This window comes from Acinetobacter sp. 'aerobic (ED)' (genome assembly GCF_904886855.1).
Classification (GTDB): Bacteria; Pseudomonadota; Gammaproteobacteria; order Pseudomonadales; family Moraxellaceae; genus Acinetobacter; species Acinetobacter courvalinii.
In genome coordinates this window covers 19,770-44,518 of sequence record NZ_CAJHGI010000003.1, presented here as the reverse complement: position 1 = coordinate 44,518, position 24,749 = coordinate 19,770, and the positions used below count along the sequence as shown (strand labels likewise).

Genomic DNA, 24,749 nt, shown 5'->3' with positions numbered 1-24,749 from the left:
AACTGATTCTGTGCCGAATAGAAAGCATTCACTGATTATTTTTGTAATGTTTATTCAATTTTTTAAGGGTTATGGCACAGAATCTGATCTCGTCCTAAAGACTAAAATAATTTCGCCAGTTTGTTCGATAGCTTAATCGCGGCATCATCAATATAACGGCTATATAACTGCGCCAAAACGATACTGACCAACATCGTAAACAGACTCGCTAGCAATCCTGCATTGAAATAAGAGAACGCCAGCTGCACATGCAAAAGATTAAAGAATGGAATCCCCAAGGCATACAGAATCGCCAAGTGAATCAGATAAATTGAAAAAGACACTTTTCCCAGAAATACCAAGGCACGTCGATCAAAACACTGGGCCAGCCATTTGCCTTTTAACACGGCATACACTACCAGAAAACCACCAAGAAAATTCAGATAATCGTAGGTCTGTTCGCCCAGAAATGACCTAAACAACTGATAGCTCAAGCTACTATTATGTGCCCCGCAAAAATACAGTCCTAACAAGAACAACAGTATAGATATAGCGGTGCTTAACTCTGCCGCGTACAGAAATAGCCCCATTCCCAGGATAAAGCTGAGTATGCCAAGCAATACGGTTTGCGAAATCATGGAAGCGGCTGCAACACTGAGGAGCAAAAAGAGGCCAGATAAAATCGGCTGTTTGCCATATAGGAAACTGGCCAGATAAATCACCAGTGAGCCAAGCAATTCAATTTGCATGGTCCATAACACCCAGTTGTAGCTTGAATCGCCAAATAGAAATGCACCGATACTGCCCTCATAAAGTGCCGTGGTCAGCTGAGGATGAGGATTGGCTAAAGCAGCCCCCCATTCTGAAACATGCGACACATCCACAGGTACAAAACAGACCAGATAGGCGATGATACAAGAGACAAATGCCGGAATGGCCAAACGCGGATAACGCTTGATCAGTGACTTTTTCAGCTGAATGGCGGTATTCTGTTTTTTAAAACTGGACAAGGCCAAGACAAAGCCGCTTAAGACAAAGAAGACAAAAACCGCACCGGTGCCTGAATAGAAGAAGGCCAAGGGAGAATGATGTAATTGTGCAAAAACAGGATATCCGGGAACCTTGCTCCAGCCAAAATTATGCATTTGGGGAAAGAAGGTTAAAGACAAATGTGACAACACAACGGCGAGACATGCCAAGCCCCGGATACTTTCCGCTGCATTAATTTTGTTTGTGGTCATGCTGAAGCTTGATCATCCTTGATAAGCGGGGATGATGCGACCTTTTATCCAGAGTGTCTAGGGGCCACTTACAAAAATATCATGCTCGATACCAAGTCATGACATGAGCCTGACTTGCTGGTAGAGCCTACCATCTTTTGAGATTAGCGATTTAAATAATCTCTTAAATAGTGCGCCGTATAAGATTCGGTATTTGCTAATAACTGGCTCACAGGACCGGCAAACATCAGTGCTCCGCCCTGTTCACCCGCCAATGGGCCAATATCAATAATCCAGTCTGCCTGTGTCATGATTTCCAGATTATGCTCAATCACGATAACCGTGTTGCCCTGATCAACGATGCGATTTAGCAGCTGGATCAGTTTAACTGTATCAGACGGATGCAAACCTGTACTGGGCTCGTCCAGTACAAAAATATTATCGGTCTGGTTAAGCTCACGACTGAGTTTCAGGCGTTGCCGCTCGCCACCGGAAAAGCTATTCAGGCGTTGCCCGATGGCAATATAGTCCAGTCCTAAATCCATCAAGGTCCTGAATTGTTGCTTTAATTTGGCTTCTTCAAAAAATTCATACGCCTCTGCCACCGTCATTTTTAAAGCATCGGCAATGTTCTTGTCTTTATAAAGATAGTTGAGGACCTGCGCTGCATAGCCTGAGCCATGGCAGACCTCACAGACCATTTCGACATCATCTAAAAAGGCCAGCTCAATTTTCTCGATCCCTGAACCTTTACACTGCGGACAGGCCCCTTCACTGTTAAAACTAAACAGTTTCGCGCTGACCTTATTCTGTTGCGCATATAACTGGCGAATGCTATCCAGCAGGTCCAGATAAGTCAGTAAATTTGACCGGATCGTTGCAGTTATGGCGGATTGATCAATGATTTTGGCTTCCGGATATTGTTGCGGTAATACTTTGCTCATCAGTGTACTTTTACCTGAGCCCGCAACGCCCGTTACCACAGTCAGACAATGCTTGGGAATATCGACACGAATATTCTTCAGGTTAAAGAGCCGCGCATTTTTTATGGTCATTTTTTCCGGACTGCTGCGTGGGACCTGTTTATAGTGATTGGGGCGCTGGAAAAACTGTCCGGTTAAACCCGAAGAGCTTTTCAGATCGGCAAAACTGCCCTGATAAATCACCTCACCCCCGTTTTTTCCGGAAAAAGGTCCCATATCAATCACATGATCCGCAATCCGGATCAGGTCTGGGTCATGTTCCACCAACAGCACACTATTGCCCTTGTCCCTGATTTTTTGAATGATCTGGATAATATTTTCCAGATCTTTAGGATGCAGGCCAATGCTGGGTTCATCGAAAATATAGAGCAGATCGACCAGACTATTACCTAGATGCTTGACCATTTTGATCCGTTGCGACTCGCCACCCGATAAAGTATTACTGACCCGATCTAGCGTTAGATAACTCAGCCCAACCAGATTTAGATAATGCAGTTTATTGCGAATCTCATGTAATACCGTCTCCAGCTTTTCATTCTCGATTGAATCTATAAAATTCAGCAACTTACCCACCGACAAGGCAGTGCAGTCGGAAATATTTTTATCCTGTATTTTACAGCTCAGCGAAGTCTGATTCAGACGTTGTCCCTGACAGAGACTGCATTTTTTGACAATAATGACCTTGTCCAGAATATGGCGATAACGGTTGCGCTCTTGGGCTTCGCCTTTTAGAAAATTGCGCTCAAACCGTGGGATCAGGCCTTCATATAAAGCGGTTTTTCTCCAGTCTTGGCGAGGATGGCGCGGTTTATGCTGCGCTGCATGTAAGAAAAGCTCCCACTCTTCCGCATCATAATCCTTAAGCTTTTTATCTAGATCAAAATAGCCCGAGTCGGCATAACGGGTCCAGCGCCAGGCATGTGGCTGATAGGTGGGAAAGTCGATGGGGCCTTCATTCAGAGATTTGTCCAGATCCAGAATTTTATAGATATCAATGGACTGCTCCAGACCAATCCCCTCACATTGCGGGCACATGCCATTGGGATGATTGAACGAAAAAACATGCGAATAGCCCACAAAAGGCTCGCCCATGCGTGAAAACAATAATCTTAAATTGGCATATATATCGGTAATGGTGGCGATGGTTGAGCGGATATTTCCGGTCAACGGCTTCTGGTTGATGATCACGGGAACATTCAGATTTTCAATTTTATCGACATCCGCCACCCCAAAATGCTGCAAGCGGTTGCGCACAAAACTGTCCTGTGTTTCATTGATTTGGCGTTGTGCTTCGGCACCAATGGTCTCAAAAACCAGTGAAGATTTACCTGAACCTGAAACACCCGTGAATACAACGATTTTGTTTTTGGGAATTTTCAATGAAATATTTTTAAGATTATTTTGCCGCGCGCCGTAAATATTGATTGTTCTGCTACTCATCTGCCGTCTCGCTATGCTCTTTAAAACCACGATAAGCCAAAAAGAATGTGAGAGATGTAGCGGTTTTTATGAATAAATGAAATTGATGTAATCCAGCACTGGATCGCCAAAGCTATGACCATCCAGCGCTATAAAACTAGAGATAATTTATTGTTGCTGATCTTGCTGCTGCCAACGGCGCTGTTGTAAACGCTCGCCTTCAACTTCACGCTTATTCAGGGCACGCTCATACAGCTTGGTACCGCGTAGTTCAGGTGGCAAATATTCCTGTAATACAAAATGTTCAGGATAATTATGCGGATAGAGATAATCGACGCCATAGCCCTGCTGTTTCATCAATTTGGTCGGTGCATTGCGCAGATGTAAAGGCACAGGCAGGTTCGCCGTTTTTTCTGCCAGCTCCAGAGCACGGTTAATCGCCAGATAAGTACTATTACTTTTCGGACTGGTCGCCAGATAAACAGCGCATTGGCCCAAAATAATCCGTGCTTCCGGCATGCCCACCGCCTGTACTGAACGGAAACATTCACCCGCCAGCAACAAGGCATTGGGATTAGAATTACCAATATCTTCCGATGCGGCAATCAACATCCGACGTGCGATAAACACCGGATCTTCACCGCCTTTCAGCATACGTGCCATCCAGTACAACGTTGCATCCGGATCACTCCCGCGAATAGATTTGATAAATGCCGACACCAGATCGTAATGCTGCTCACCGGATTTGTCATAGCGGGCAATATTTTGCTGCGCCACTTTGACCACAATCGCATTGGTGACCATATTTTCCACGTCAGGCTCAAAAGTACTGGCGATCAGGTCAATCAGATTCAGTGCCTTGCGTGCGTCACCCGCTGCGAATTGAATCAGCGCATCATATTCTTCGATATGAATAAAACGCTCTTTTAAAAACTTATCCGTTTGAATCGCTTTATTCAGCAAGGTTTGAATCGCGTCTGCATCCAGACTGTTCAGGGTATAGACCTGACAGCGCGACAGCAACGCACTGTTTACTTCGAAGGAAGGATTCTCCGTGGTCGCGCCAATCAAGGTGATTTTGCCTTTCTCAACCGCATTGAGTAAGGCATCTTGCTGCGACTTGTTGAAGCGATGTATTTCGTCAATAAACACCACAGGCGTCAACAGATCACCACTTTCGGCAATCACTTCCCGAAGCTCTTTTACGCCCGTATTTAGCGCAGACAGACTCACAAAAGGACGGTCCACCGCTTGCGCCAGTAATAATGCGATCGTGGTTTTTCCTACCCCAGGCGGTCCCCAGAAGATAATCGAAGGCAAATGCCCCTGATCAATCATTTGACGTAAAGGAGCGTTGTCGCCCAGTAAATGATCCTGCCCAATAATTTCTGACAAATCACGAGGACGTAAACGTTCAGGTAAAGGAATATGCGTATCTGACATCATCAATGGCTTTATGCTGTTTTATCCTAGTCTATTGTGTCTGACACAAATCTACAATTTGAATCTGCACTCACTGCGTCATTCTATTGCGCACTGTTGTGCTGAAGCAGTTGCTGGATCACGTGATAGCTGGCTTTAATCCGTTCTTCATTGGGGAAATTGGTATTGGCCAACATCACGATGCCGATCTTTTGTTGTGGAATAAAGGCGGCATAGGCACCAAAACCGTTAGTCGCGCCGGTTTTATTGAAGAAGGTCGCTGCTGGAGCAATTTTTGGCTGCGCGATGGGAGTCACTGCATGGCTTTCTAAGGCCATTTTGCTGGAATTACCCTGTAACAGGGTTTCCAATTTCGCCGGATAGGCATATTGCTCCCAGCCCAGACCCTGTGTCATCGCGCCGACTTTAAAGTAGCCGACATGGGTATTTTCAATGGCTTTCCGCAGTGGCTGCTGCAACTGTTGCGGATTGATTTGTGCATCCAGAAATTTCAGCATGTCCGTGCTGCTACTTTTCACACCATAGGCTTCAGCATCAAACATTCCAGGCGATACCCGCATGGCCTGATCCGCCTTATACCCCCATGCATAGTTCGGCAGCTGCTGCTCAGGCACCTGAATGAAACTTTGTTTCAGACCTAACTGAGGGAAAAGTGTTTTTTCCAGCAATTCGGTATAGGGCTTTTTCATTGCCAATGCTGTGACATAGCCCATCAAGCCGATACTTGGGTTGGAATATTGACGCGCCGCGCCAACGGTGGTCTTCGGCTGCCATGCCTGAAAATACTTGATCATCTCCTGTTGCTGAACCACCTCATCCGGGAACTGCAACGGAAAACCACCCGCAGTATAGGTGCCCAGATTCAATAAGGTGGCACGATTCACTACACGATTTTTCAGTTCAGGGAAATATTTGGCAGGATGATCAGACCAGGAAAGTTTGCCTTGTGCCTGCGCATAGCCTGCCAAGGTTGCATTAAAAGTCTTACTCACCGAGCCAAGTTCAAATAAGGTACTGTTGCGGATGGGTTGCTGGCTCTGTTTGGAAGCCACCCCATAATTGACAAAATAATGTTGTCCATTCAGGGTGATCCCAACTGCCATTCCCGGGATCTTGTATTGCTGTAAAAGCGGTTTGAATTGCTGATCAACGATCGCCTGAACCTGCTGCTCGGATAACTGTTGTGCCCAAAGTGGCGCACTGCCAGATAGAAGTCCAGCAAGTACAAGCAATTGTTTTACAGGTCCAGAGAGACATTTTGAATTTAGCATGGATCATTTCACTTTAAGTTAATCGTTAAGAAGCGCTGAGTTTAAGTAACTTGGCCTGTGGACCATCTTCAATGACCCAGATCGAACCATCTTGAGCCTGATGCAAACCACGAATCCGCTGTTTCATCTCCAGTCGCTGAATCTCTTGCACCGGTTGAGCTTTCAGGTCCACCACCACAATCGCTTTGGAAGATAATCCACCGATAAGTGCCTTATGTTGCCATAAGGGGAACTGCTGACCTGAATAAATGATCAGGCTGGACGGTGAAATCACGGGTGTCCAGTCAATTGCCGGTGCTTTAAACTCGGGACGAGTGCTGTGGTCAGGGATAGGTAAGCCTGAATAATGATCGCCATTGGAGACTTTTGGATATCCATAGTTGGCCCCTTTCAGGATCAGATTCAGCTCATCACCACCTTTAGGGCCCATTTCGACCACCCAGAGTTGTCCGTTTTCATCAAAGGCCATGCCAAGTGGATTCCGGTGACCCAGTGACCAGATTTCTGCCGTGACGCCACCTTGCTGCTGAAATGGATTACCAGCCACAGAGGTGCCATCATCGTTCAGGCGCAACACTTTACCGAGATTAGTTTTTAGATCCTGAGCTGGATCAAACTTTTGTCGCTCCCCTGAACTGACCCACAACTTTCCATCTGAACCAAACAGCATCCGATGGCCATAGTGCCCTTGTCCCGAAACCTTCGGTACTTGTTGCCAGATGGTTTTTACCTCGGTCAGTTTAGGTTGCTGCGGGTTGGATAAATCCAGCTTGGCACGTGCAATCTCCGCGCCGTATCCACCTTGTCCCTTGCTGGCATAACTCAAATAGAGCCAGTGATTTTTCTGAAAATCAGGATGCAATATCACATCGCCAAGACCGCCCTGTCCGCCATAACTCACCGCCGGAACACCTGAAACATTCAGGCTGGTCTTGGTTTTCGGATCAAATAATTTTAGTTGTCCTTTGCGCTCGGTAATCAGCAAGCGCTGATCAGGCAAACTGGTGATTGCCCAAGGCTCATTAAAAGAAGCCACCGTCTCAGTGCGGTATCTCTGCTGTGCGCTAGTGGACGAGGTCTGCTGCTCAGCATTTTGATCAGGGGTTTTGGAATTGGTATTGTTGGGGCCACAGGCCAACAAAAATAAAAAGCTGCTACATATCAAAGGTGTTATCAATACTTTATTCATTGCTTATCTCCCTCGTTATAAGACTCATCTTACGGAGATATGCCCATCAAAATACTGTAAAAATGTTGTTTTATGCAAAGCAGATTTTGAACATCGGATTCAATATACCGTTAGCGCACCCAACGCACGATATAGTCTTCGATCTGCTCTTCATCGATCTCGCTTTCGGAGATACAACGTCCTGCGGCAGATTTCTTGGCCCGTATCACGCTTTGACGCGAACCGGTATTTAAATAATGCCATGAGGGCAAATTCTTGCCTTCACTCAAGCGACGGTAGGCACAGCTCGGCGGTAACCATGAAATCGTGGTGAGTTGCTCTGGGGTAAGCTGGATACAATCTGGTACTTGCTGCTGACGGTTAGGATAATCCGAACAACGCGCGGTTTTACAGTCCAGTAATTTGCATGACACTTTGGTATAGGCAACTTCGGCAGTCTCTTCATCTTCCAGTTTGACCAGACAACATAAACCACAACCATCACACAATGCTTCCCATTCCGCCTGATTAAGCTGATCAAGCGAATATTGTTTCCAGAAGTTAGGGCGCAGTTCGACGGACATACCAGTTGTTTCTATTTCAAGCGAGTTTATGATTATAGCATTGCTACCCCATCTCTTTCTTTCAATCTGTTTTTTTCACTTAACATTTCTTTAAGTATTAAACATTTGAACCACAGAAACACCACATTTTGTTCAAAAAAGCCACGCTATATTAGATTCATAACGAAAAATTAGGAGAACACGACATGTTCCGTTGGGCCATTATTTTTGCTGTAATCGCACTCATTGCCAGCTTATTAGGTTTTGGTGGTGTTGCCGGTTTATCGAAAGATTTCGCTGTAATCTTGCTGGTTGTAGCGGTGATTCTAGCCATTGTCGGCTTTATATCACGAGGTAAAGTCTAAGGATTTAATCCCTAAAATAAAAAAAGAAGAATCTCCGTATTCTTCTTTTTTTATGCCTGAGCAAAATCCAGACAGCGGCATCTATTGTTTGACCATATCTCCAATTGAGCTTTTTTATGTTTTAATCAATGCATTCTCACAATACAGATCAGGATTATCGTATGAGCTTTTCGATCAATACCCGTGAAATTGAATATACCGCTCCAGACGGCCAACGCTTGGTTGGTTATTTCGCAACACCTGTCACTGATCAACCAGTTGCTGGGGTGATTGTTGCGCCTGAATGGTGGGGCCGTAATGAATATACCGAACAACGCGCGCGTGAGCTGGCAGCGCATGGTTTTGCCGCGCTCGCGATTGATATGTATGGCGATAAGAAAGTCACGACAGCTGTACCGGAAGCATCGGCGTGGATGAACCAGACCTTTGAACAACCAGAGACCATTGTAGAGCGTGCACAGGCAGGTCTACAAACTTTAGCCACACAACCGGAAGTCAATGCTAAAAAACTGGCGGCCATTGGTTTCTGTTATGGTGGCAAGGTGGTGCTGGATCTGGCTCGTTCAGGCGCAGAAATCGAAGCGGTTGCGACCTTTCACGCAGTATTAAGCCCGAAAGCACCGGCTGAAAAAGGCAAGATCAAGGCCGAGATTTTAGTCCTGCATGGTGAACTGGACAGTATGGTCACTTTAGATGACGTGGCTAGCTTCCGTCAGGAAATGCATGATGCTGAAGTCGAGCATGAAGTGATTATTTTTGAAGATGCCAAGCATGGTTTCAGTAACCCGCTTGCGGATGAACGCGCCAAAGCCAACAATGTTGACTTGGGTTATAACGCAGAAGCAGAGCGCCAAGGGCTTGAAGCAATGTATGAGCTGTTGGATAAACATTTGAAGTAATCGGTAAAAGATTTTTCAAAACGTCAATCCCAGTCAACATCATCCTGATATTTAAGCTCATGCCAAGGCGGCATGGGTGCTGACTGTTGGACTGCATTACGGGATCGTACCGAGGTCTGATCGAATTTCAGCATATGTCTTCAACGACTTACTTTTCATAGGTGAGGAGTATACTCCGCAAGGTAGGCAAAAATCCTCTATTGAGCTGATGGTACTTCCCTGATACTACAGCTCAACGGGCGGCATCCATGCCGCCTACCCAAACACAAATAACGACTGAAATTTAATACAAGTTTGAAATACGTTGCGATCTATACCCTGTTTATGGTTCAACAGAATTTTAACGCCGCAAAAAGCCGCATTTCCGCTATACTACAGCCCTGCTTTTTACTGACCTGATTCATGCCTGATTTCTCATTTTCTGATGCCCTGCTTCACTGGTTCGACCAACACGGTCGCCATGACTTACCTTGGCAAATCGCCGACGATCCTTACAAGGTCTGGGTCTCAGAAATCATGCTACAACAGACCCAGGTCAAAACGGTATTGCAATATTTCGACCGTTTTATTGCACGCTTTCCAACTGTCAAAGATCTGGGACAGGCCAGTTGGGATGATGTCGCACCCTATTGGGCAGGACTCGGTTACTACGCCCGTGCACGCAACCTGCATAAAGCTGCAGGCATTGTCAGCCAGCAAGGTAAATTTCCAGAAACACTCGAACAATGGATAGAATTACCCGGCATTGGCCGCTCAACCGCTGGAGCACTGATGTCACTCGGTTTACGCCAGTACGGCGTGATTATGGATGGTAATGTTAAACGGGTTTTAGTGCGTTTTTTTGCCATTGAAGATGATCTATCCAAACCGCAACACGAACGAGCCCTGTGGCAGATTGCAGAAGAACTTTGTCCAAAAGAACGCAACCATGATTACACTCAAGCAATTATGGACCTGGGGGCAACGATCTGTACGCCGAAAAAACCGTTGTGTTTATATTGTCCAATGCAGCAACACTGTCAGGCCTATCAACAAGGCTTAGAACAGGAACTGCCGTTTAAAAAAGCCAAGAAACCGGTTCCAGTCAGAACAGCGAATCTATTAGTGATTCAGTCAGGTGATGAATGGCTGTGGCAACAACGAGAAGCCCATGGACTCTGGGGCGGCTTATACTGCCTGCCGATCATTGAGCAAGCAACCGAATTACAACAGATTGAGCAGCACTTTAAATTGCAAGCTCAAGTATCATCGTTGCAGATTAGCCATAGCTTTACCCATTTTACCTGGTTACTGAATGAACGGCTGTTCCACGTGGAACACGACCAAAAAGAACAGCTCAGTATTGAACTGAATGGCGTTTGGCTGAGTCCTGAGGCCGCCATTGCCAGAGGGGTCCCTACGGCGATGAAGAAACTGATTACAGCAAAGCAAAAAGCTTAAATGTCCTCCCTGCTGGATCTCAAAAGATAAGGAGTTTTTGTGCGCCATCCGATTTCTTATACGTTGCTGGGTGTGTTGATTATTTTACTTTCAGCCTGTGCCACAGCGCCGAAGAAAGCGACACCGTTACCGAATGCACAGGTCAATAAACTAAAAAACATGCGACTGGATAGCCGCTTGCCTGTTCCGGTCAAAGGCGTCAGCCGCAATGAATTACGGGACACCTGGGGCGCTGCCCGCAGTCAGGGTCGTAACCATGAAGGCATTGATATCATGGCAGAGCGTGGCACCAAAGTGTATAGTGCAACTGAAGGCTTAGTTGCTGATTTACGTAATAATAATTTAGGTGGCAAGGTCATCTGGATCATGGGTCCAGCAGGTTCGTGGCATTATTATGCCCACCTCAACGGCCACAAGCGTGGGCTCAATGTCGGAGATTACGTTCGCAAGGGCGATCTGATCGGTTATGTGGGCAATACCGGTAATGCACGTTATACCGCTCCACATTTACACTATGGTATTTATTTGAATGGCAAAGGGCGTGGAGCAGTCAATCCATACCCGTATTTACGTTAGGAACATACAATGTCAGAAGCATTGATTGAACGTCTGGTTGAGTTTGCAGAGTCAGGCAATCAGCAAAAGATCATCATCAATGGCACCAGCTACCAAGGCTGGATCATGGAAATCAGTGAGGATGCCCTGCTGATCAGTACCGGTTTTGCGGATAAATCCGGCAAAGACTTTTGGCTTAAATTTGCTGATTTAAGCAGCGCAGAACTGTATTATTGGGATACACGCCCAAATGAATGGGTGGCATTCAAACTTTAATTATTCGTACCCATAACAATAAGGAGCATCCAATATGTCAACTCAACGCTGTGGCTGGTGCTCCGATGATCCGCTATATATCGCTTACCATGATCAGGAATGGGGTAAGCCCCAACACGATGAAGCACACTTATTTGAAATGCTCTGCCTGGAAGGTCAGCAAGCTGGCCTGTCCTGGATCACGGTGCTAAAAAAACGTGAACACTACCGCACCCATTTCTTCAGCCATCCCCTTACCGAAATTGCCGCACTGAGCGATGAGCAATTGCAGCTCAAGCTCAGTGATACTGGTTTAATCCGTCATATCGGCAAGCTGAAAGCTATTCGCGACAATGCCATTGCCTGGCTCAAGCTTAAAGATCAAGTCAGTGATGTTCCGGCCTGGCTATGGAGCTTTGTGGATCAGCAAACTGAACATAATGATGTCATCAATTATCGCGAAGCACCTGCACAAACTGAAACCAGCCAGAAACTCTCCAAAACCCTCAAAAAGCATGGTTTTAAATTTGTCGGCCCGACCACCTGCTATGCCTTTATGCAAGCGGTTGGTATGGTCAATGACCATGAAAATCATTGCCATTTTAAATAATCATAAAGCATAAATTTTCCTTCAACAGGAGTTCCCCAAATGAGCAATAACCAGATTCGTGCTTATGCCGCCATGCAGGCGGGCGAGCAGTTAGTTCCTTATCAATTTGATGCAGGCGAGTTACAGGCGCATCAGGTGGAAGTCAAAGTTGAGTACTGTGGTCTGTGCCATTCCGATCTTTCCGTGATTGATAATGAATGGCGCTCATCAATGTATCCGGTTGTCGCAGGCCATGAAATTATCGGCACTATCATCGCACTCGGTTCCGAAGCCAAGGGTTTACAGATCGGCCAACGTGTCGGGATTGGCTGGACCGCTGAAACCTGTCAGGCCTGTGATCCCTGCATTGGCGGCAATCAGGTGCTCTGTACCGGTGAAAAGATTTCAACCATCGTCGGGCATGCCGGCGGCTTTGCCGATAAAGTCCGCGCTGGCTGGCAATGGGTGATTCCACTGCCAGAAGATTTAGATCCGGAAAGTGCCGGCCCACTGCTCTGTGGCGGGATTACCGTATTTGATCCGTTATTGAAACATAAAATTCAAGCCACCCATCATGTCGGGGTGATTGGGATTGGTGGCTTAGGTCATATGGCGATTAAGTTACTCAAGGCCTGGGGCTGTGAAATTACGGCTTTTAGTTCGAGTCCGGACAAGACCGAAGAGCTCAAAGCCATGGGCGCAGATCATGTGGTGAATAGTCGTGATGCCCAAGCGATCAAGGCACAACGCGGCAAGTTCGATCTGTTACTCAGTACCGTGAATGTAACGCTGAATTGGCAAGCCTACCTGAGTACGCTTGCAGCGAATGGCAGTTTACATTTCTTGGGCGTGACTTTAGAACCGATTCCGGTGTCGGTTGGAACCTTGATGAATGGTGCCAAATCAGTCACCTCTTCGCCGACAGGTTCCCCTTTGGCACTGCGCCAGCTGTTACAGTTTGCCGCACGCAAAAATATTGCCCCACAGATTGAACTCTACCCGATGTCGCAGTTGAATGAGGCAATTGAGCGACTGCATTCAGGTCAGGCACGTTATCGTATCGTTCTAAAAGCAGACTTCAACTAGTTCAGGCTTTTACGCGTCCAATCCGCCAATTGCTGTATCGCTTGGCGGATTTCTCCGGTTAAGGCATGGCCTGCATTTAAACGCAGAAAATGCTGGTAGCGTCGGTCTTCGCCAAATACTTCCCCCGGCACGATATTAATGCCCTGCGCTTGCGCCAGATAATACAGTTGCAGACCGGTAATACTCGCCGGAAGTTGTAGCCATAAGGCATAACCGCCCTGTGACTGGCTCAAGGCAATCGGGATTCCCTGAAACGCCTCTAAAATAAATGCCCGATACTGTTGCACCTGTTGCATGAGTTTAGGTCTCAGTTGATCAAGATGCTCCCGATAACCCCGGCTATAAATAAAATCAGCCAGCCCTAACTGTAAAGGAGTATTTACTCCGATATTATTCGCCAATAAACGTGGTCTTAAATATTGTAATTGTTGTCCTAAACAGAACCAGCCAACACGATAAGCCGCTGATAAGGATTTAGACACCGAGCCACACCAGATCACATAGCCATCCTGATCCCAATAGCGGATGGGTAAAGGTCGCTCCTTCTGGAAACTGCATTCTCCATAAATATCATCTTCCAGAATAAAACACTCATACTGCTTAGCCAGCTTGGCGATGTGCTGCTTCTGCTGATTGCTGAGGCAATAGCCCAATGGATTCTGAAAATTGGCGGTCATCAAACACAGTTTGGCACTGCCCTGTTGCATAAAATGTTCTAAACGTTCCAGATCAATGCCACGATGGTCGGCTGGAATTTCGATAATCTGGCGTTTCAAACTGGCCAGCATTTGCAACTGCCCGTTAAAGGTAGGAGTTGGAATCAGAATGCTATCGCCTTGTTTAGTAATCTGCTGAATCAACAGCGACAACGCGGGCATACAACCATTGCTAATAAAAATATCGTCCGTGGCAACATAGATACCATCCTCACGCCAATGATCCGATAATGCCTGTCGCAGTTGCTGGTGTCCCTGTTTATTGCAGTACAGAAAATCTTCCGGCTGGCAGTGTTTCAGCGCACGTTGCAAGGAACGGCGCAAGCCCTCGACTGGAATCAGATGGGGAGATAGCTGAATGGCACCCAAAGGGGTTAAATGGTTCTGGATCGAAGCGGTTTGGATCTGATTCTGCAGGTCTAAATTTGAAACCTGCCGACTCATCGACTCAAAACCAGGACTGTCTGGTACGGGACTTTGATATTGTCTCGAACTGACAAAATAACCCGATTTTGCTTTGACGTAGATCAACCCTTTGGCTTCCAGCAACTCATAGCATTGTTGCGCCGTACTCAGGCTAATACTGTGCTGACGTGCAAATTCCCTTAAAGAACTCAGCTTCTGTTGTGGCTGTAATTCATGTTGATAGATCTTATGCGCCAGCTGTTCTGCCAGTAGTTGATATTGGAAGGTCATCTCTGTACTGCTTTTTTATAAATTTCTGTATCTGTATTGGTTTATACAACACCGTTAAGCTATAAAAATCAACTACCACAGGATAAATCAATGAAAAATAATATCTTATTTATATTCGGCATAATTTTACTGAGCGGCTGTGAACTCAGTGACCAAGCTACCTACCCACAACAACAGGTGTGTAAGTCACTCTCGGAAGGTTACTTACGCCTGCAGAATCAACCGACTTATGAATTATGGAAAATGGAAAAAGGCGCAGCCACCGCAGAGAGTCGTATCATCAAGATGACCTATAAAAAACCCAATGAAAATGGGGTCATGCTAGCCAGTAACTTATTGCCAACGCTAGAACTGGAATGCAAGCTACAACAGCAACATATTGTGGTGTCTGTCCTGCCGAAAACAGGTCCGTCCATTCCGGTCCTGAATGTGCAGCTTCAAAATGATGCTATTGACAAACCGAGAAGCCCTGACTTAATTGCTCAGTCAAAAACTCAATAAATAAACGGATACGTTTTGGCAAGTGTTCTTGCTGATAATACACCGCATGGATGCGTTGATAAGAATGTTCGATCTGCTCTTCAAACAAAGGCACTAATAAGCCCTTCTCTAGGTCTTGCCATACCATGAATTCAGACAAACAGGTAATCCCATGTCCCCGGATCGCCAGCTGGCGTACCGTCTCTCCGTTTGATGCCTTGATCGTGGGTTGTGCAGTAAAATAATGATCCTTGGTTTTTAACGGCCAAGTATTCAAATGCAAGGGTTTGGTAAAACCGATCAAATCATGCTGGGCTAATGTATTTAGGGTTGGCGGTTCTGATAGGGTGGCTAAATAATGGGGGCTGGCGACAATATAAAGACGACTTTTGCACACCAGTTTAGCGTGTAGGCTGGAGTCATGCAGTTCACCAAAGCGGAAAGCCACATCGGCTTTGTGCTGTAACAAGTCAATCACCTGATCATTATTGCTCAGCTCAATGTCGATATTGGGATAGCGCTGGCGAAACAAATGCATCAGAGGTGCAATTACATGCAAAATAAAAGGTGTGGCCGAATCAATCCGGATAAGCCCGGAAGTATCTTGATCGGATTTTTGCAACGCCTCTTCTGCTGCATTTAAGTCACTTAAGATTTTACGGGCATGATTCAGAAATTGTTGCCCTTCTTGTGTTAGTTTTAATTTGCGCGTGGTCCGTTCTAACAAGGTCACTTCCAGCTTTGATTCCAAACGGCTAAGCGAACGGCTGAGACCCGATGCCGTCTGTCCGAGTTTTTCTGCGGCAGCAATAAAGGAACCGGTATCGACAATGGTCATAAAAGCGAGTAATTCTTCAATGGTTGATTTCATTGAATCCTTCAATTATTGATATTTAGTCAACTATATTTTGCAAATTCCTCTATTTTTTAGCAACAATAATTATTGCAAAATTCTACCCATCAACAGAAAACGCTCAATCGAGCATGACAAGATTAGGTGAATAATATGCGTATCCCTCAATTTGGTTTAGGTACTTTCCGTCTTCAAGACCAAGCGGTGATTGATTCCGTTAAAACGGCCCTTGATGTGGGTTACCGTGCCATTGATACCGCACAGATTTATGAAAATGAAGCGGCTGTAGGCCAAGCCATTGCTGAAAGTGGCGTTGCCCGTCAGGATTTATTTTTAACCACAAAAATCTGGGTTGATAACTTTGCCGAAGACAAATTTATTCCCAGCTTAAAAGACAGCTTACAAAAACTTCGTACCGATGCCGTCGATCTGACCCTGATCCACTGGCCAGCTCCAGCACTGGGTGTCTCGATTCCGAGCGTGATGCAACTACTTCTGGAAGCGAAACAACAAGGTTTGACCAAACAAATCGGGATCTCAAACTTTAATATTGCCTTGACCCAGCAAGCGATTGACAGCATTGGTGTAGAACACATTGCCACTAACCAGATCGAGCTCAGCCCGTATTTACAAAACCGTAATCTGGTGAACTACTTACGTGAACAAGACATTGACGTGACCTCATACATGACCCTGGCTTATGGCAAAGTGCTGAATGATCCAACCTTGGCTGAAATTGCTGCACAGCATCAGGCAACCACGGCACAAGTCGCATTGGCGTGGGCATTGCAAAATGGTTTTGCCGTGATTCCTTCATCAACAAAACGTGAAAACCTGATCAGCAACTTAAAAGCGCAAGACTTAACCTTAAGTGCAGAGGAAATGCAGCTGATTGCTCAACTAGAACGTAATGGTCGAGAAGTGAGTCCTGAACCATTTGCGCCTGAATGGGACAAATAACATGAGCAGCCGCATCAACCTGCCGTTGCTGGCACTGGCCATTGGCGCATTTGCCATTGGGACAACCGAGTTTTCTCCCATGGGACTGTTGCCCAATATTGCCAATGATCTGGGCGTGTCAATTCCAAGTGCAGGTATGCTGATCACGGGTTATGCACTGGGCGTGATGCTCGGTGCGCCGATCATGACCTTATGGTTTGGTGGTTTTGCCCGTCGCAATGCATTGATTGTACTGATGGCAATTTTTACCCTTGGCAACCTGATCGCAGCCTTTGCACCGAACTACATGAGCTTAATGGGGGCTCGTCTGCTGACCAGTCTTAACCATGGTGCCTTCTTCGGGATTGGATCGGTGGTGGCAGCCAGTGTGGTGCCAGCCAATAAACAGGCCAGTGCGGTAGCGACCATGTTTATGGGACTGACCATTGCCAATATTGGTGGTGTACCCCTCGCCACCTGGGTCGGACAAAATATTGGCTGGCGTATGTCGTTCCTGGCGATTTCTATACTCGGTATCATTACCATGCTATCGCTCTGGAAAGCCCTGCCTGCAGGCTCTGTCGGTCAAAAACCGAATGTGAAAATGGAGCTGAAAGTGCTGACCCGCCTGCCTGTGGTGCTGGCGCTGTTAACCACCGTGTTTGGTGCTTCGGCCATGTTTACCTTGTATACCTACATCGCGCCGAGTCTGGTTGAATTTAGCCATGCTTCACCGAGCTTTATCACCATGATGCTGGTCTTGATCGGGATTGGTTTCTCTATCGGTAACCATTTCGGCGGTAAGTTTGCAGATATGTCGATCGACAAAACCCTGATTGGTTTTCTGGTCTTGCTGATCAGCTTGATGGTGATTTTCCCATTCCTGGCGCAATCACAACTGGGTGCAGCCATTGGACTGGTGATCTGGGGTGCGGCAGCATTTGCGATTGTACCGCCTTTGCAAATGCGTGTGATGTCGGTTGCACGTGAAGCATCCGGACTGGCATCTTCTGTCAATATCGGCGCCTTTAATCTGGGCAATGCCATTGGTGCAGCGGCAGGCGGCGCAGTCTTAAGTCTCGGCTTAAACTACACAGCGGTCTCCATGATCGGTGCGGTACTGGCAGGTATTGGTTTAATTCTGGTATTTATCCAGATCAAGTTGGCCCAGAAACCGGCAGCTCAACTCAAACAATGCCCGCAAGCATAAGCCACATAAAAAAGCCTGATTCAATCAGGCTTTTTTATTACTTCAATAACTCGGGCAACTTCGGTTGCGCATAGATCGGATTGAGCACTTCTTTTTTCATTTTCATCAGCATTTGATAAGGTTGCTGCTGTACAAACATATTCACAAAGCTGAGTGGAATCGAACCCGCCGGATCCGCGTAACCACTGGTGGTCACTTTGACCTTATTGCTGGCCAATTTCTGGAAAGTCCAGTCACCAGCATATTTGCTTAAACGCACCACATCGGGCTGTTCCGGATAATCATCCTGAATGGCATTGTTTCTAATACTGATACTGCCATCCGCGTTCTTGGTCATTTTGCCCTTAATCACCACATCACGGTCTTTTAAGGGGAAAGGAAAATCCAGCACCATGTACAAGGTAAATTCGCCTTTTTTGTCATCCCGCGACAGCATTTTTGCCTTTCCGACATAGGGCACCCATTGCGGTGTACGCTCTACGTCCAACACTACCGCAGCGGCACGTTCCAGTGGCACGTCAAAAGTCGTTTCTGCTTTATATTGGATAATCGGATTATTTTCGGTCTGATAAGTCCAGACCTTGATATTATTGCGATGTAAGCTCAGCTTGGCCTTATCAGCTGCTGCATTGACGGTAAAGCTGCTGATACTGAGCAGTGTAGCAAGGACGATATGTTTTTTATTCATGTCATGCTCGATTGTTTTAATGATAGCGAGAGCTTGTTTCACTCCTGACGGAAAGAAAGCTCAACAAGCTCTTTTATAGTACCAAAAAGGAACGTTTTATACTTCAATCTCGTTAAAGCCCAAAACATCTTTCATATCGTATTTACGCGCTTCACGGCCAACCACCCAGGCAGCGGCACGAACTGCACCTGAGGCGAAGTTCATACGGTTGGTGGCTTTATGCGTCACTTCAACACGTTCACCTTCACCAATAAACATCACGGTATGTTCACCGACGATATCACCGCCACGAATGGTTTCAAAGCCAATGGTCTGGCGGTCACGCGGACCGGTATAACCTTCACGGCCATATACCGCCACTTCTTTCAGGTTACGGCCTAAAGTATCGGCAATCGCCTCACCCATCATGAATGCGGTACCTGACGGTGCATCCACTTTATGGCGATGATGCGCTTCAATGATTTCGATATCCACCGTATCGCCAAATACTTTGGCTGCAAGTTCCAGTAATTTAATCGAAACATTGACCCCCACTGAATAATTGGCAGCGTACACGACCGGGGTATAGGTTGCAGTTTCTTCAAGGAATGCCTTTTGTTGATCTGACATCCCCGTGGTCCCGATCACCATGGCCACACCCGCTTCACGGCACAGCTTCAAATGCTGTTCAGTGGCATCCGGTGCAGTGAAGTCAATCACCACATCACAGTCTTTCAATACTTCACTCAAACTTCCCACGATCTTGACGCCGATGTTGCCAATCCCTGCAAGCTCACCTGCATCTGCACCCACCAGACTGCTTTCCGGACGTTCCACTGCGGCTGCAAGCTGGTAACCTGCCTGTTGTACCGCTTGAATCAGAATACGCCCCATGCGTCCGCCTGCACCCAAGATCCCAATGCGTGGAGAAGTTGACATAATTTTTCCCAGTCTTTTATTTAAACAATTCAGCTACTATAGCAAAACTCTGTGCTTGCGCTAAAATTTCCCATAAAAAAAACCTGCCGTAGCAGGTTTTTTTTATGAATGCCAATTAGTCAAACAGGCGATCAAAGAATGATTTTTTCTTTGGCGATGAAGCATGACCATCCCCATCAAAAGAGGCTTGTAGCTCTTTCAGCAATTCACGTTGGCGACTGTTCAGGTTCACCGGCGTTTCTACCACAATACGGCAGAGTAAATCACCGACCATGCTGCTACGTACCGGACGAACGCCCTTGCCACGTAAGCGGAACAGTTTACCCGTTTGTGTACCTTCAGGAATTTTCAAGCTAACACGGCCTTCTAAGGTCGGGATTTCAATTTCTTTACCTAAAGCCGCATCTGCAATACTGACTGGCACGTCCATATAGAGATCCGCACCATCACGCTGGAAGACTTCGTGTTCACGTACCACGACTTCAACGTACAAATCACCGGCCTGACCATCACGGATCGCTTCACCTTTGCCGGTTAAGCGTACGCGGTCGCCATTGTCCACGCCGGCAGGAATGGTAACTTCAAGTGTTTGCTGACGATCTGCAACGCCTGAACCATGACAGCTCTTACATGGGTTCTTGATGATTTTACCTTGACCACGACAGGTACTACAGGTTTGCTGCACCGAGAAGAAACCTTGTTGCATACGCACTTGGCCTGCACCATGACAGGTGCGACAGGTTTCGACATCATTCGGATTTTGAGAACCTTTACCATCACAGGTTTCACATGGCGCTGGCGCAGTAAAGGTAATGGTCTTTTTCACCCCTTTAACCGCTTCTTCGAGCGTCAGTTCCATCACATAGCGCAGGTCTGAACCACGGCGTTGGCGTTGTTGCTGACGGCCACCGCCACCGAACGCACCGCCGAAAATATCACCAAACTGGCTGAAAATGTCTTCTGCGCTAAAACCGCCAAAGCCGCCACCGGCACCACCAAAGCCACCTTCAAAGGCGCTATGTCCAGCGCGGTCATACATGCTGCGCTTTTCGCCGTCAGACAGCACTTCATAGGCTTCAGACGCCTCTTTGAACTTTTCTTCAGCTTCTGCGTTGTCTGGGTTACGGTCTGGATGATACTTCATCGCCAACTTACGATAGGCTTTCTTGATCTCATCATCACTTGCGGTTTTCGAAACGCCTAAAACCTCATAATAATCACGTTTAGCCATGGTTGGCGATGCTCCTCACGGAATTTATTCAAATCTAAAAAACAAATAGGCTCTGCCGACTTTTTATTTCTAAAGTCAACAGAGCCTTAATAGGGGCTGTACGATAAATTTACAAGGTCTAATTCAATAAAAAAGCAGTAAAATTAAAAAACTGCTTTATTTTTAAAGTACTTGGCAATGCCTTTTAGCCATGCATTCAATAAAAATAACCAAGCAATCGAACTGAAGACCACACCTGCAACGGTCATTGCAGTCACCCAGAGGGCGCTGTCCCACGCAAAAAAGAATAATGGAATAAACCATAAGGCAGCAAAAAAGGCCATCAAGATAAATAACAGCACATTACGCATAATCCACAGTGCATGCGCATGTATCCATACTTCAGCATTATCCACAATCGCAACTTTTCGTGCTAACAGGTAGGCAAACACTGCAAACACGATTGTAAATAATGCAAGAAACATGAACACGTAAGAAATCACCACATAGCGGCGATGCTGCTCAATATTGTCTTGCCCCATGCTCTATATCACCTCATTCACAGCATTGTGCAAAATTTGTCATGCAATGAAATTCAATTATTTTTTGGTCTTAAAATATAGGTGCTACTATATTGAAATTTTCAATATTTCGCACCTTTATTCACAAAATAATTACGATAGTTATGTTGTTTTTTTGACCTTAAACCATGCTGCATAAAGTGCAGGCAGGAAAAACAAGGTTAATAAGGTCGCAACAATCAATCCGCCCATAATCGCAACGGCCATCGGACCAAAGAAAATACTGCGAGATAATGGGATCATCGCGAGTACCGCAGCCAGTGCGGTCAGGACAATGGGACGGAAACGGCGCATGGTGGCATCAATGACCGCATCCCATGGCACATGTCCCGCCTGTATATCCTGCTCGATCTGATCAATCAAAATAAGCGAGTTACGCATAATCATGCCTGACAGTGCGATTGTACCGAGCATCGCCACGAAACCGAAAGGTTTATTAAACAGCAGCAAGAATGCCACCACCCCGATCAAACCCAATGGTGCGGTCAGCAACACAATGGTCGCGCGTGACATGCTGCGTAGCTGGATCATTAATAAAGTCATCACCACGGCCAGGAATAAAGGCATACCGGCATTGACCGAGTTTTGTCCCTTGGCCGACTCCTCAACTGTGCCACCTACTTCCAGTAAATAACCGCTTGGCAGGTCTGCACGTAAGCTCTGCATCTTGTCTGCCAGCTGTTGCACCACAGTGGCAGGTTGCAAATGCGTGCGAATATCCGCGCGAACGGTAATGGTTGGCAGACGATTACGATGCCAGATTAAACCTTCTTCAAAGCGGGATTCGATTGTGGCAATTTGCGCCAGTGGCACAGTGCTGCCTTTACTGGTCGGTACCGCCAGGCTCGCCAGAGAAGCCACTTCAACCCGTTCCGATTGATCGCCACGCAAACGGATTTCAATCAATTCACGTTTTTCACGATATTGATTCATCACCGAGCCCGTGACCGAGGCATTGAGGAAATTGGCCAGATCAACACTGGACACCCCCATTTGACGGGCACGATCCTGATCAATGTCGATCGCAATGATTTTGCTTGGCTCGCCCCAGTCCAGATGCACATTGGTGGTGTTTGGATCTTCACTCAGGACTTTCGCCACTTTTTGTGCTTCGGCCCGAACCGTTGCCAGATCTTCACCTGAGACCCGGTACTGCAATGGATAACCCACAGGTGGGCCATTTTCCAGTAATGACACCCGGGTACGTACTTGAGGTAACAGCTGCTTGATTTGTGTGTCTAGAGAACGACGAATCTCATCCCGATCATCTAAAGATGAGGCCAGCACCACAAACTGGGCAAAGCTGGCTTGCGGCAGTTGCTGATCCAAAGGCAAGTAGAAACGCGGTGAACCTGTGCCAACATAAGCCACATAGTTATCAATGCCCTTTTGTTTGGACAGGAATTGTTCCACCTTATGTACGGCTTGTTCTGTCGCGGTCAGGGAGGCACCTTCTTCCAGTTTTAAGTCCACCAGAATTTCAGCACGGTTCGATGGCGGGAAGAACTGTTGCGGCACCAGTTTAAACATCGCCACCGACAACACAAAAATCCCGACGGTCACGGCAATCACGGTTTTGCGATAGGTGATACAGATTTCGACCACACGGCGAAAAGACTGATAAAACTTGGATTGGTAAGGATCATGCTGTTGGCCATGCGCTTCCACAATAGGTGCAGGTTGCTTGCGCAATCTTGCCCACAAGCGCACATACCACGCCGCTTGCTGTTGCTGCTTGGTGAAATCAGGCAGGAGTTTCTCCCCCAGATAAGGCACAAATAACACGGCTGCAATCCATGACACGATCAAGGCAATGGTTACCACCTGGAAAATCGATCGGGTATATTCCCCTGTTCCGGACTGGGCAGTGGCAATCGGCAAAAAACCTGCAGCTGTAATCAAGGTCCCTGTCAGCATCGGGAAGGCCGTGGTTTGCCAGGCAAAACCTGCGGCTTTGAGTCGACTGTAGCCCTGCTCCATCTTAATCGCCATCATTTCAACCGCGATAATGGCATCATCCACCAGCAGCCCCAGCGCCAGAATCAAGGCACCCAGTGAAATCTTATGCAGTCCCACATCGAACAGGTTCATGCCGGCAAAAGTCATGGCTAACACCAGTGGAATGGACAGCGCCACCACCAAACCGGTACGGAAACCGAGTGAGAAAAAACTCACCAGTAAAACGATGATCACCGCTTCCGCCAGAACTTTTAGGAATTCCTGAATACTGCGTTGTACCGCCACAGGTTGATCAGACACTTTTTGCAGTTTCATGCCCAGAGGCAGGCTTTTTTGCAGGCGGTTAAATTCGGTTTCGAGATTTTTACCCAAGGCAATGATGTCGCCACCTTTACGCATCGACACCGCAATCCCGATCCCGTTCTCGCCCATAAAACGCATGCGTGGCTGTGCAGGTTCGCTAAAGCCACGATAAACCTCGGCAACATCACCCAGTTGAATGGTTCTGTCACCGACCAGTAACGGCATTTTTTTCAGGTCATCGATACTATGTAAATGTCCACTGACCCGGATTTGAATACGATCCGTGCCTGTTTCAAAGAAACCGGCACCCGCCATGTCGTTTTGCTTCTGGATGGCTTCCTGTATCGCGGTGACCGGTACACCTAATTGCACCGCCTTGGTATTGGACAGTTCAATCCAGATTTTCTGGTCTTGTAGACCGACCAGATTAACCTTGCTGACATCTTTAACCCGTTGCAATTGCAGTTGCAAACGGTCGGCATATTCTTTCATTACCGCATAGTCAAAGTCTTTACCGGTCAGTACATAGATATTGCCGAAGGTATCGCCAAATTCATCATTAAAGAACGGCCCCTGTACACCACTTGGCAACTGGGTCCGAATATCATTGACCTTTTTGCGCACGTTATACCAGACATCCGGAATGGCACTGGACGGTAGGCTGTCTTTGGCGACAAAGGTCACCAGGGACTCACCTGGACGTGAATAGGCCATGATGCGGTCATACTGCCCCGTGGTCATCAACTCTTTTTCAATTCGATCCGTGACCAGGGTCGAGACCTCTTTGGCTGTCGCGCCAGGCCAGTAGGTCTGTACCACCATCACCTTGAAGGTAAATGGCGGGTCTTCACTCTGGGATAGTTTGGAATAGGACATGATGCCGACGATGCCGAGCAGCAGCATAAAATAAAGGATAATGCCCTTATTTTTGAGTGCCCATTCTGAAAGGTTAAATTTCATG

The 24,749-nt window shown here is 46.8% G+C and carries 23 protein-coding genes; 10 read left to right on the top strand and 13 right to left on the bottom strand.

Features of this window, described 5'->3' with window-relative positions:
- Window positions 1-101: 101 nt before the first annotated feature.
- The 6 genes from JO943_RS06320 to JO943_RS06295 all read right to left on the bottom strand — a co-directional run bounded on the left by JO943_RS06320 (window position 102) and on the right by JO943_RS06295 (window position 8,067).
- Entirely contained in the window at window positions 102-1,220 is a 1,119-nt protein-coding gene (locus JO943_RS06320) for an acyltransferase family protein (protein WP_202740314.1), read from the bottom strand.
- Window positions 1,221-1,363: 143 nt separating this feature from the next.
- Complete coding sequence (locus tag JO943_RS06315; protein WP_202740313.1) at window positions 1,364-3,622, bottom strand: ATP-binding cassette domain-containing protein; 2,259 nt, start codon at window positions 3,620-3,622, stop codon at window positions 1,364-1,366.
- 147 nt (window positions 3,623-3,769) lie between these two features.
- A complete protein-coding gene (locus JO943_RS06310; RefSeq protein ID WP_126687574.1) occupies window positions 3,770-5,044 on the bottom strand; it encodes a replication-associated recombination protein A in 1,275 nt (424 codons plus the stop codon).
- An 83-nt stretch (window positions 5,045-5,127) separates the two neighbouring features.
- Window positions 5,128-6,315: a class C beta-lactamase gene (gene ampC / locus JO943_RS06305; RefSeq protein ID WP_202740312.1), complete on the bottom strand. Its 1,188-nt coding sequence runs from the start codon at window positions 6,313-6,315 to the stop codon at window positions 5,128-5,130.
- 25 nt (window positions 6,316-6,340) lie between these two features.
- Window positions 6,341-7,504 carry a PQQ-dependent sugar dehydrogenase gene (locus tag JO943_RS06300; protein WP_202740311.1) on the bottom strand — a complete coding sequence of 388 codons (1,164 nt, stop codon included), beginning with the start codon at window positions 7,502-7,504 and terminating at the stop codon, window positions 6,341-6,343.
- A gap of 110 nt (window positions 7,505-7,614) precedes the next feature.
- A complete protein-coding gene (locus JO943_RS06295; RefSeq protein WP_202740310.1) occupies window positions 7,615-8,067 on the bottom strand; it encodes a YcgN family cysteine cluster protein in 453 nt (150 codons plus the stop codon).
- A 185-nt stretch (window positions 8,068-8,252) separates the two neighbouring features.
- Here JO943_RS06295 and JO943_RS06290 point away from each other — a divergent pair, with 185 nt between their 5' ends.
- The 7 genes from JO943_RS06290 to ahr all read left to right on the top strand — a co-directional run bounded on the left by JO943_RS06290 (window position 8,253) and on the right by ahr (window position 13,235).
- Complete coding sequence (locus tag JO943_RS06290) at window positions 8,253-8,411, top strand: DUF1328 domain-containing protein (protein ID WP_004776391.1); 159 nt, start codon at window positions 8,253-8,255, stop codon at window positions 8,409-8,411.
- A gap of 161 nt (window positions 8,412-8,572) precedes the next feature.
- On the top strand, window positions 8,573-9,310 hold the full coding sequence (locus JO943_RS06285) for a dienelactone hydrolase family protein (protein WP_202740309.1): 738 nt from the start codon (window positions 8,573-8,575) through the stop codon (window positions 9,308-9,310).
- Between the two features lie 402 nt (window positions 9,311-9,712).
- Window positions 9,713-10,750, top strand: coding sequence for an A/G-specific adenine glycosylase (mutY, locus tag JO943_RS06280; protein ID WP_202740308.1), 1,038 nt, complete (start codon window positions 9,713-9,715; stop codon window positions 10,748-10,750).
- A 39-nt stretch (window positions 10,751-10,789) separates the two neighbouring features.
- The gene (locus tag JO943_RS06275; protein WP_005228094.1) at window positions 10,790-11,326 is read left to right on the top strand and encodes a M23 family metallopeptidase; all 537 of its coding nucleotides are present in this window, start codon (window positions 10,790-10,792) and stop codon (window positions 11,324-11,326) included.
- A 9-nt stretch (window positions 11,327-11,335) separates the two neighbouring features.
- A complete protein-coding gene (locus JO943_RS06270; protein WP_005228096.1) occupies window positions 11,336-11,581 on the top strand; it encodes a hypothetical protein in 246 nt (81 codons plus the stop codon).
- Between the two features lie 34 nt (window positions 11,582-11,615).
- Window positions 11,616-12,170: a DNA-3-methyladenine glycosylase I gene (locus JO943_RS06265; protein WP_202740307.1), complete on the top strand. Its 555-nt coding sequence runs from the start codon at window positions 11,616-11,618 to the stop codon at window positions 12,168-12,170.
- Window positions 12,171-12,209: 39 nt separating this feature from the next.
- Window positions 12,210-13,235 (top strand): NADPH-dependent aldehyde reductase Ahr, encoded by a 1,026-nt coding sequence (ahr, locus tag JO943_RS06260; protein ID WP_202740306.1) that lies wholly within the window; start codon window positions 12,210-12,212, stop codon window positions 13,233-13,235.
- On the opposite strand, the gene JO943_RS06255 is transcribed toward ahr, so the two are convergent.
- Window positions 13,232-14,647 carry a PLP-dependent aminotransferase family protein gene (locus tag JO943_RS06255; protein ID WP_202740305.1) on the bottom strand — a complete coding sequence of 472 codons (1,416 nt, stop codon included), beginning with the start codon at window positions 14,645-14,647 and terminating at the stop codon, window positions 13,232-13,234. The genes ahr and JO943_RS06255 overlap by 4 nt on opposite strands.
- A gap of 90 nt (window positions 14,648-14,737) precedes the next feature.
- Here JO943_RS06255 and JO943_RS06250 point away from each other — a divergent pair, with 90 nt between their 5' ends.
- A complete protein-coding gene (locus JO943_RS06250) occupies window positions 14,738-15,148 on the top strand; it encodes a hypothetical protein (RefSeq protein ID WP_202740304.1) in 411 nt (136 codons plus the stop codon).
- Here the strand turns inward: JO943_RS06250 and JO943_RS06245 are convergent.
- On the bottom strand, window positions 15,096-15,998 hold the full coding sequence (locus tag JO943_RS06245) for a LysR family transcriptional regulator (RefSeq protein ID WP_005282211.1): 903 nt from the start codon (window positions 15,996-15,998) through the stop codon (window positions 15,096-15,098). The genes JO943_RS06250 and JO943_RS06245 overlap by 53 nt on opposite strands.
- A 135-nt stretch (window positions 15,999-16,133) precedes the next feature.
- On the opposite strand from JO943_RS06245, the gene dkgB reads away from it, so the two are divergent.
- Window positions 16,134-16,940 carry a 2,5-didehydrogluconate reductase DkgB gene (gene dkgB, locus JO943_RS06240; RefSeq protein ID WP_005228108.1) on the top strand — a complete coding sequence of 269 codons (807 nt, stop codon included), beginning with the start codon at window positions 16,134-16,136 and terminating at the stop codon, window positions 16,938-16,940.
- A 1-nt stretch (window position 16,941) separates the two neighbouring features.
- Window positions 16,942-18,129, top strand: a complete 1,188-nt coding sequence (locus tag JO943_RS06235; RefSeq protein ID WP_202740303.1) for an MFS transporter — start codon at window positions 16,942-16,944, stop codon at window positions 18,127-18,129.
- Between the two features lie 37 nt (window positions 18,130-18,166).
- Here JO943_RS06235 and JO943_RS06230 read toward each other — a convergent pair whose 3' ends face one another.
- The 5 genes from JO943_RS06230 to JO943_RS06210 all read right to left on the bottom strand — a co-directional run bounded on the left by JO943_RS06230 (window position 18,167) and on the right by JO943_RS06210 (window position 24,748).
- A complete protein-coding gene (locus JO943_RS06230; protein ID WP_199949189.1) occupies window positions 18,167-18,817 on the bottom strand; it encodes an START domain-containing protein in 651 nt (216 codons plus the stop codon).
- A gap of 96 nt (window positions 18,818-18,913) precedes the next feature.
- Complete coding sequence (gene dapB / locus JO943_RS06225; RefSeq protein WP_202740302.1) at window positions 18,914-19,735, bottom strand: 4-hydroxy-tetrahydrodipicolinate reductase; 822 nt, start codon at window positions 19,733-19,735, stop codon at window positions 18,914-18,916.
- A 115-nt stretch (window positions 19,736-19,850) separates the two neighbouring features.
- On the bottom strand, window positions 19,851-20,966 hold the full coding sequence (dnaJ, locus tag JO943_RS06220) for a molecular chaperone DnaJ (protein ID WP_005228114.1): 1,116 nt from the start codon (window positions 20,964-20,966) through the stop codon (window positions 19,851-19,853).
- Between the two features lie 143 nt (window positions 20,967-21,109).
- A complete protein-coding gene (locus JO943_RS06215; RefSeq protein WP_005282195.1) occupies window positions 21,110-21,487 on the bottom strand; it encodes a hypothetical protein in 378 nt (125 codons plus the stop codon).
- A 141-nt stretch (window positions 21,488-21,628) separates the two neighbouring features.
- Window positions 21,629-24,748 carry an efflux RND transporter permease subunit gene (locus JO943_RS06210; RefSeq protein WP_202740301.1) on the bottom strand — a complete coding sequence of 1,040 codons (3,120 nt, stop codon included), beginning with the start codon at window positions 24,746-24,748 and terminating at the stop codon, window positions 21,629-21,631.
- Between the last annotated feature and the right edge of the window lies 1 nt (window position 24,749).

Excerpts from the sequence above, each read along its gene's own strand:
- JO943_RS06320 (WP_202740314.1), bottom strand. The coding sequence starts at position 1,220 with ATGACCACAAACAAAATTAATGCAGCGGAAAGTATCCGGGGCTTGGCA.
- JO943_RS06315 (WP_202740313.1), bottom strand. The coding sequence starts at position 3,622 with ATGAGTAGCAGAACAATCAATATTTACGGCGCGCGGCAAAATAATCTT.
- JO943_RS06310 (WP_126687574.1), bottom strand. The coding sequence starts at position 5,044 with ATGTCAGATACGCATATTCCTTTACCTGAACGTTTACGTCCTCGTGAT.
- ampC (WP_202740312.1), bottom strand. The coding sequence starts at position 6,315 with ATGCTAAATTCAAAATGTCTCTCTGGACCTGTAAAACAATTGCTTGTA.
- JO943_RS06300 (WP_202740311.1), bottom strand. The coding sequence starts at position 7,504 with ATGAATAAAGTATTGATAACACCTTTGATATGTAGCAGCTTTTTATTT.
- JO943_RS06295 (WP_202740310.1), bottom strand. The coding sequence starts at position 8,067 with ATGTCCGTCGAACTGCGCCCTAACTTCTGGAAACAATATTCGCTTGAT.
- JO943_RS06290 (WP_004776391.1), top strand. The coding sequence starts at position 8,253 with ATGTTCCGTTGGGCCATTATTTTTGCTGTAATCGCACTCATTGCCAGC.
- JO943_RS06285 (WP_202740309.1), top strand. The coding sequence starts at position 8,573 with ATGAGCTTTTCGATCAATACCCGTGAAATTGAATATACCGCTCCAGAC.
- mutY (WP_202740308.1), top strand. The coding sequence starts at position 9,713 with ATGCCTGATTTCTCATTTTCTGATGCCCTGCTTCACTGGTTCGACCAA.
- JO943_RS06270 (WP_005228096.1), top strand. The coding sequence starts at position 11,336 with ATGTCAGAAGCATTGATTGAACGTCTGGTTGAGTTTGCAGAGTCAGGC.
- JO943_RS06265 (WP_202740307.1), top strand. The coding sequence starts at position 11,616 with ATGTCAACTCAACGCTGTGGCTGGTGCTCCGATGATCCGCTATATATC.
- ahr (WP_202740306.1), top strand. The coding sequence starts at position 12,210 with ATGAGCAATAACCAGATTCGTGCTTATGCCGCCATGCAGGCGGGCGAG.
- JO943_RS06255 (WP_202740305.1), bottom strand. The coding sequence starts at position 14,647 with ATGACCTTCCAATATCAACTACTGGCAGAACAGCTGGCGCATAAGATC.
- JO943_RS06250 (WP_202740304.1), top strand. The coding sequence starts at position 14,738 with ATGAAAAATAATATCTTATTTATATTCGGCATAATTTTACTGAGCGGC.
- JO943_RS06245 (WP_005282211.1), bottom strand. The coding sequence starts at position 15,998 with ATGAAATCAACCATTGAAGAATTACTCGCTTTTATGACCATTGTCGAT.
- dkgB (WP_005228108.1), top strand. The coding sequence starts at position 16,134 with ATGCGTATCCCTCAATTTGGTTTAGGTACTTTCCGTCTTCAAGACCAA.
- JO943_RS06235 (WP_202740303.1), top strand. The coding sequence starts at position 16,942 with ATGAGCAGCCGCATCAACCTGCCGTTGCTGGCACTGGCCATTGGCGCA.
- JO943_RS06230 (WP_199949189.1), bottom strand. The coding sequence starts at position 18,817 with ATGAATAAAAAACATATCGTCCTTGCTACACTGCTCAGTATCAGCAGC.
- dapB (WP_202740302.1), bottom strand. The coding sequence starts at position 19,735 with ATGTCAACTTCTCCACGCATTGGGATCTTGGGTGCAGGCGGACGCATG.
- dnaJ (WP_005228114.1), bottom strand. The coding sequence starts at position 20,966 with ATGGCTAAACGTGATTATTATGAGGTTTTAGGCGTTTCGAAAACCGCA.
- JO943_RS06215 (WP_005282195.1), bottom strand. The coding sequence starts at position 21,487 with ATGGGGCAAGACAATATTGAGCAGCATCGCCGCTATGTGGTGATTTCT.
- JO943_RS06210 (WP_202740301.1), bottom strand. The coding sequence starts at position 24,748 with ATGAAATTTAACCTTTCAGAATGGGCACTCAAAAATAAGGGCATTATC.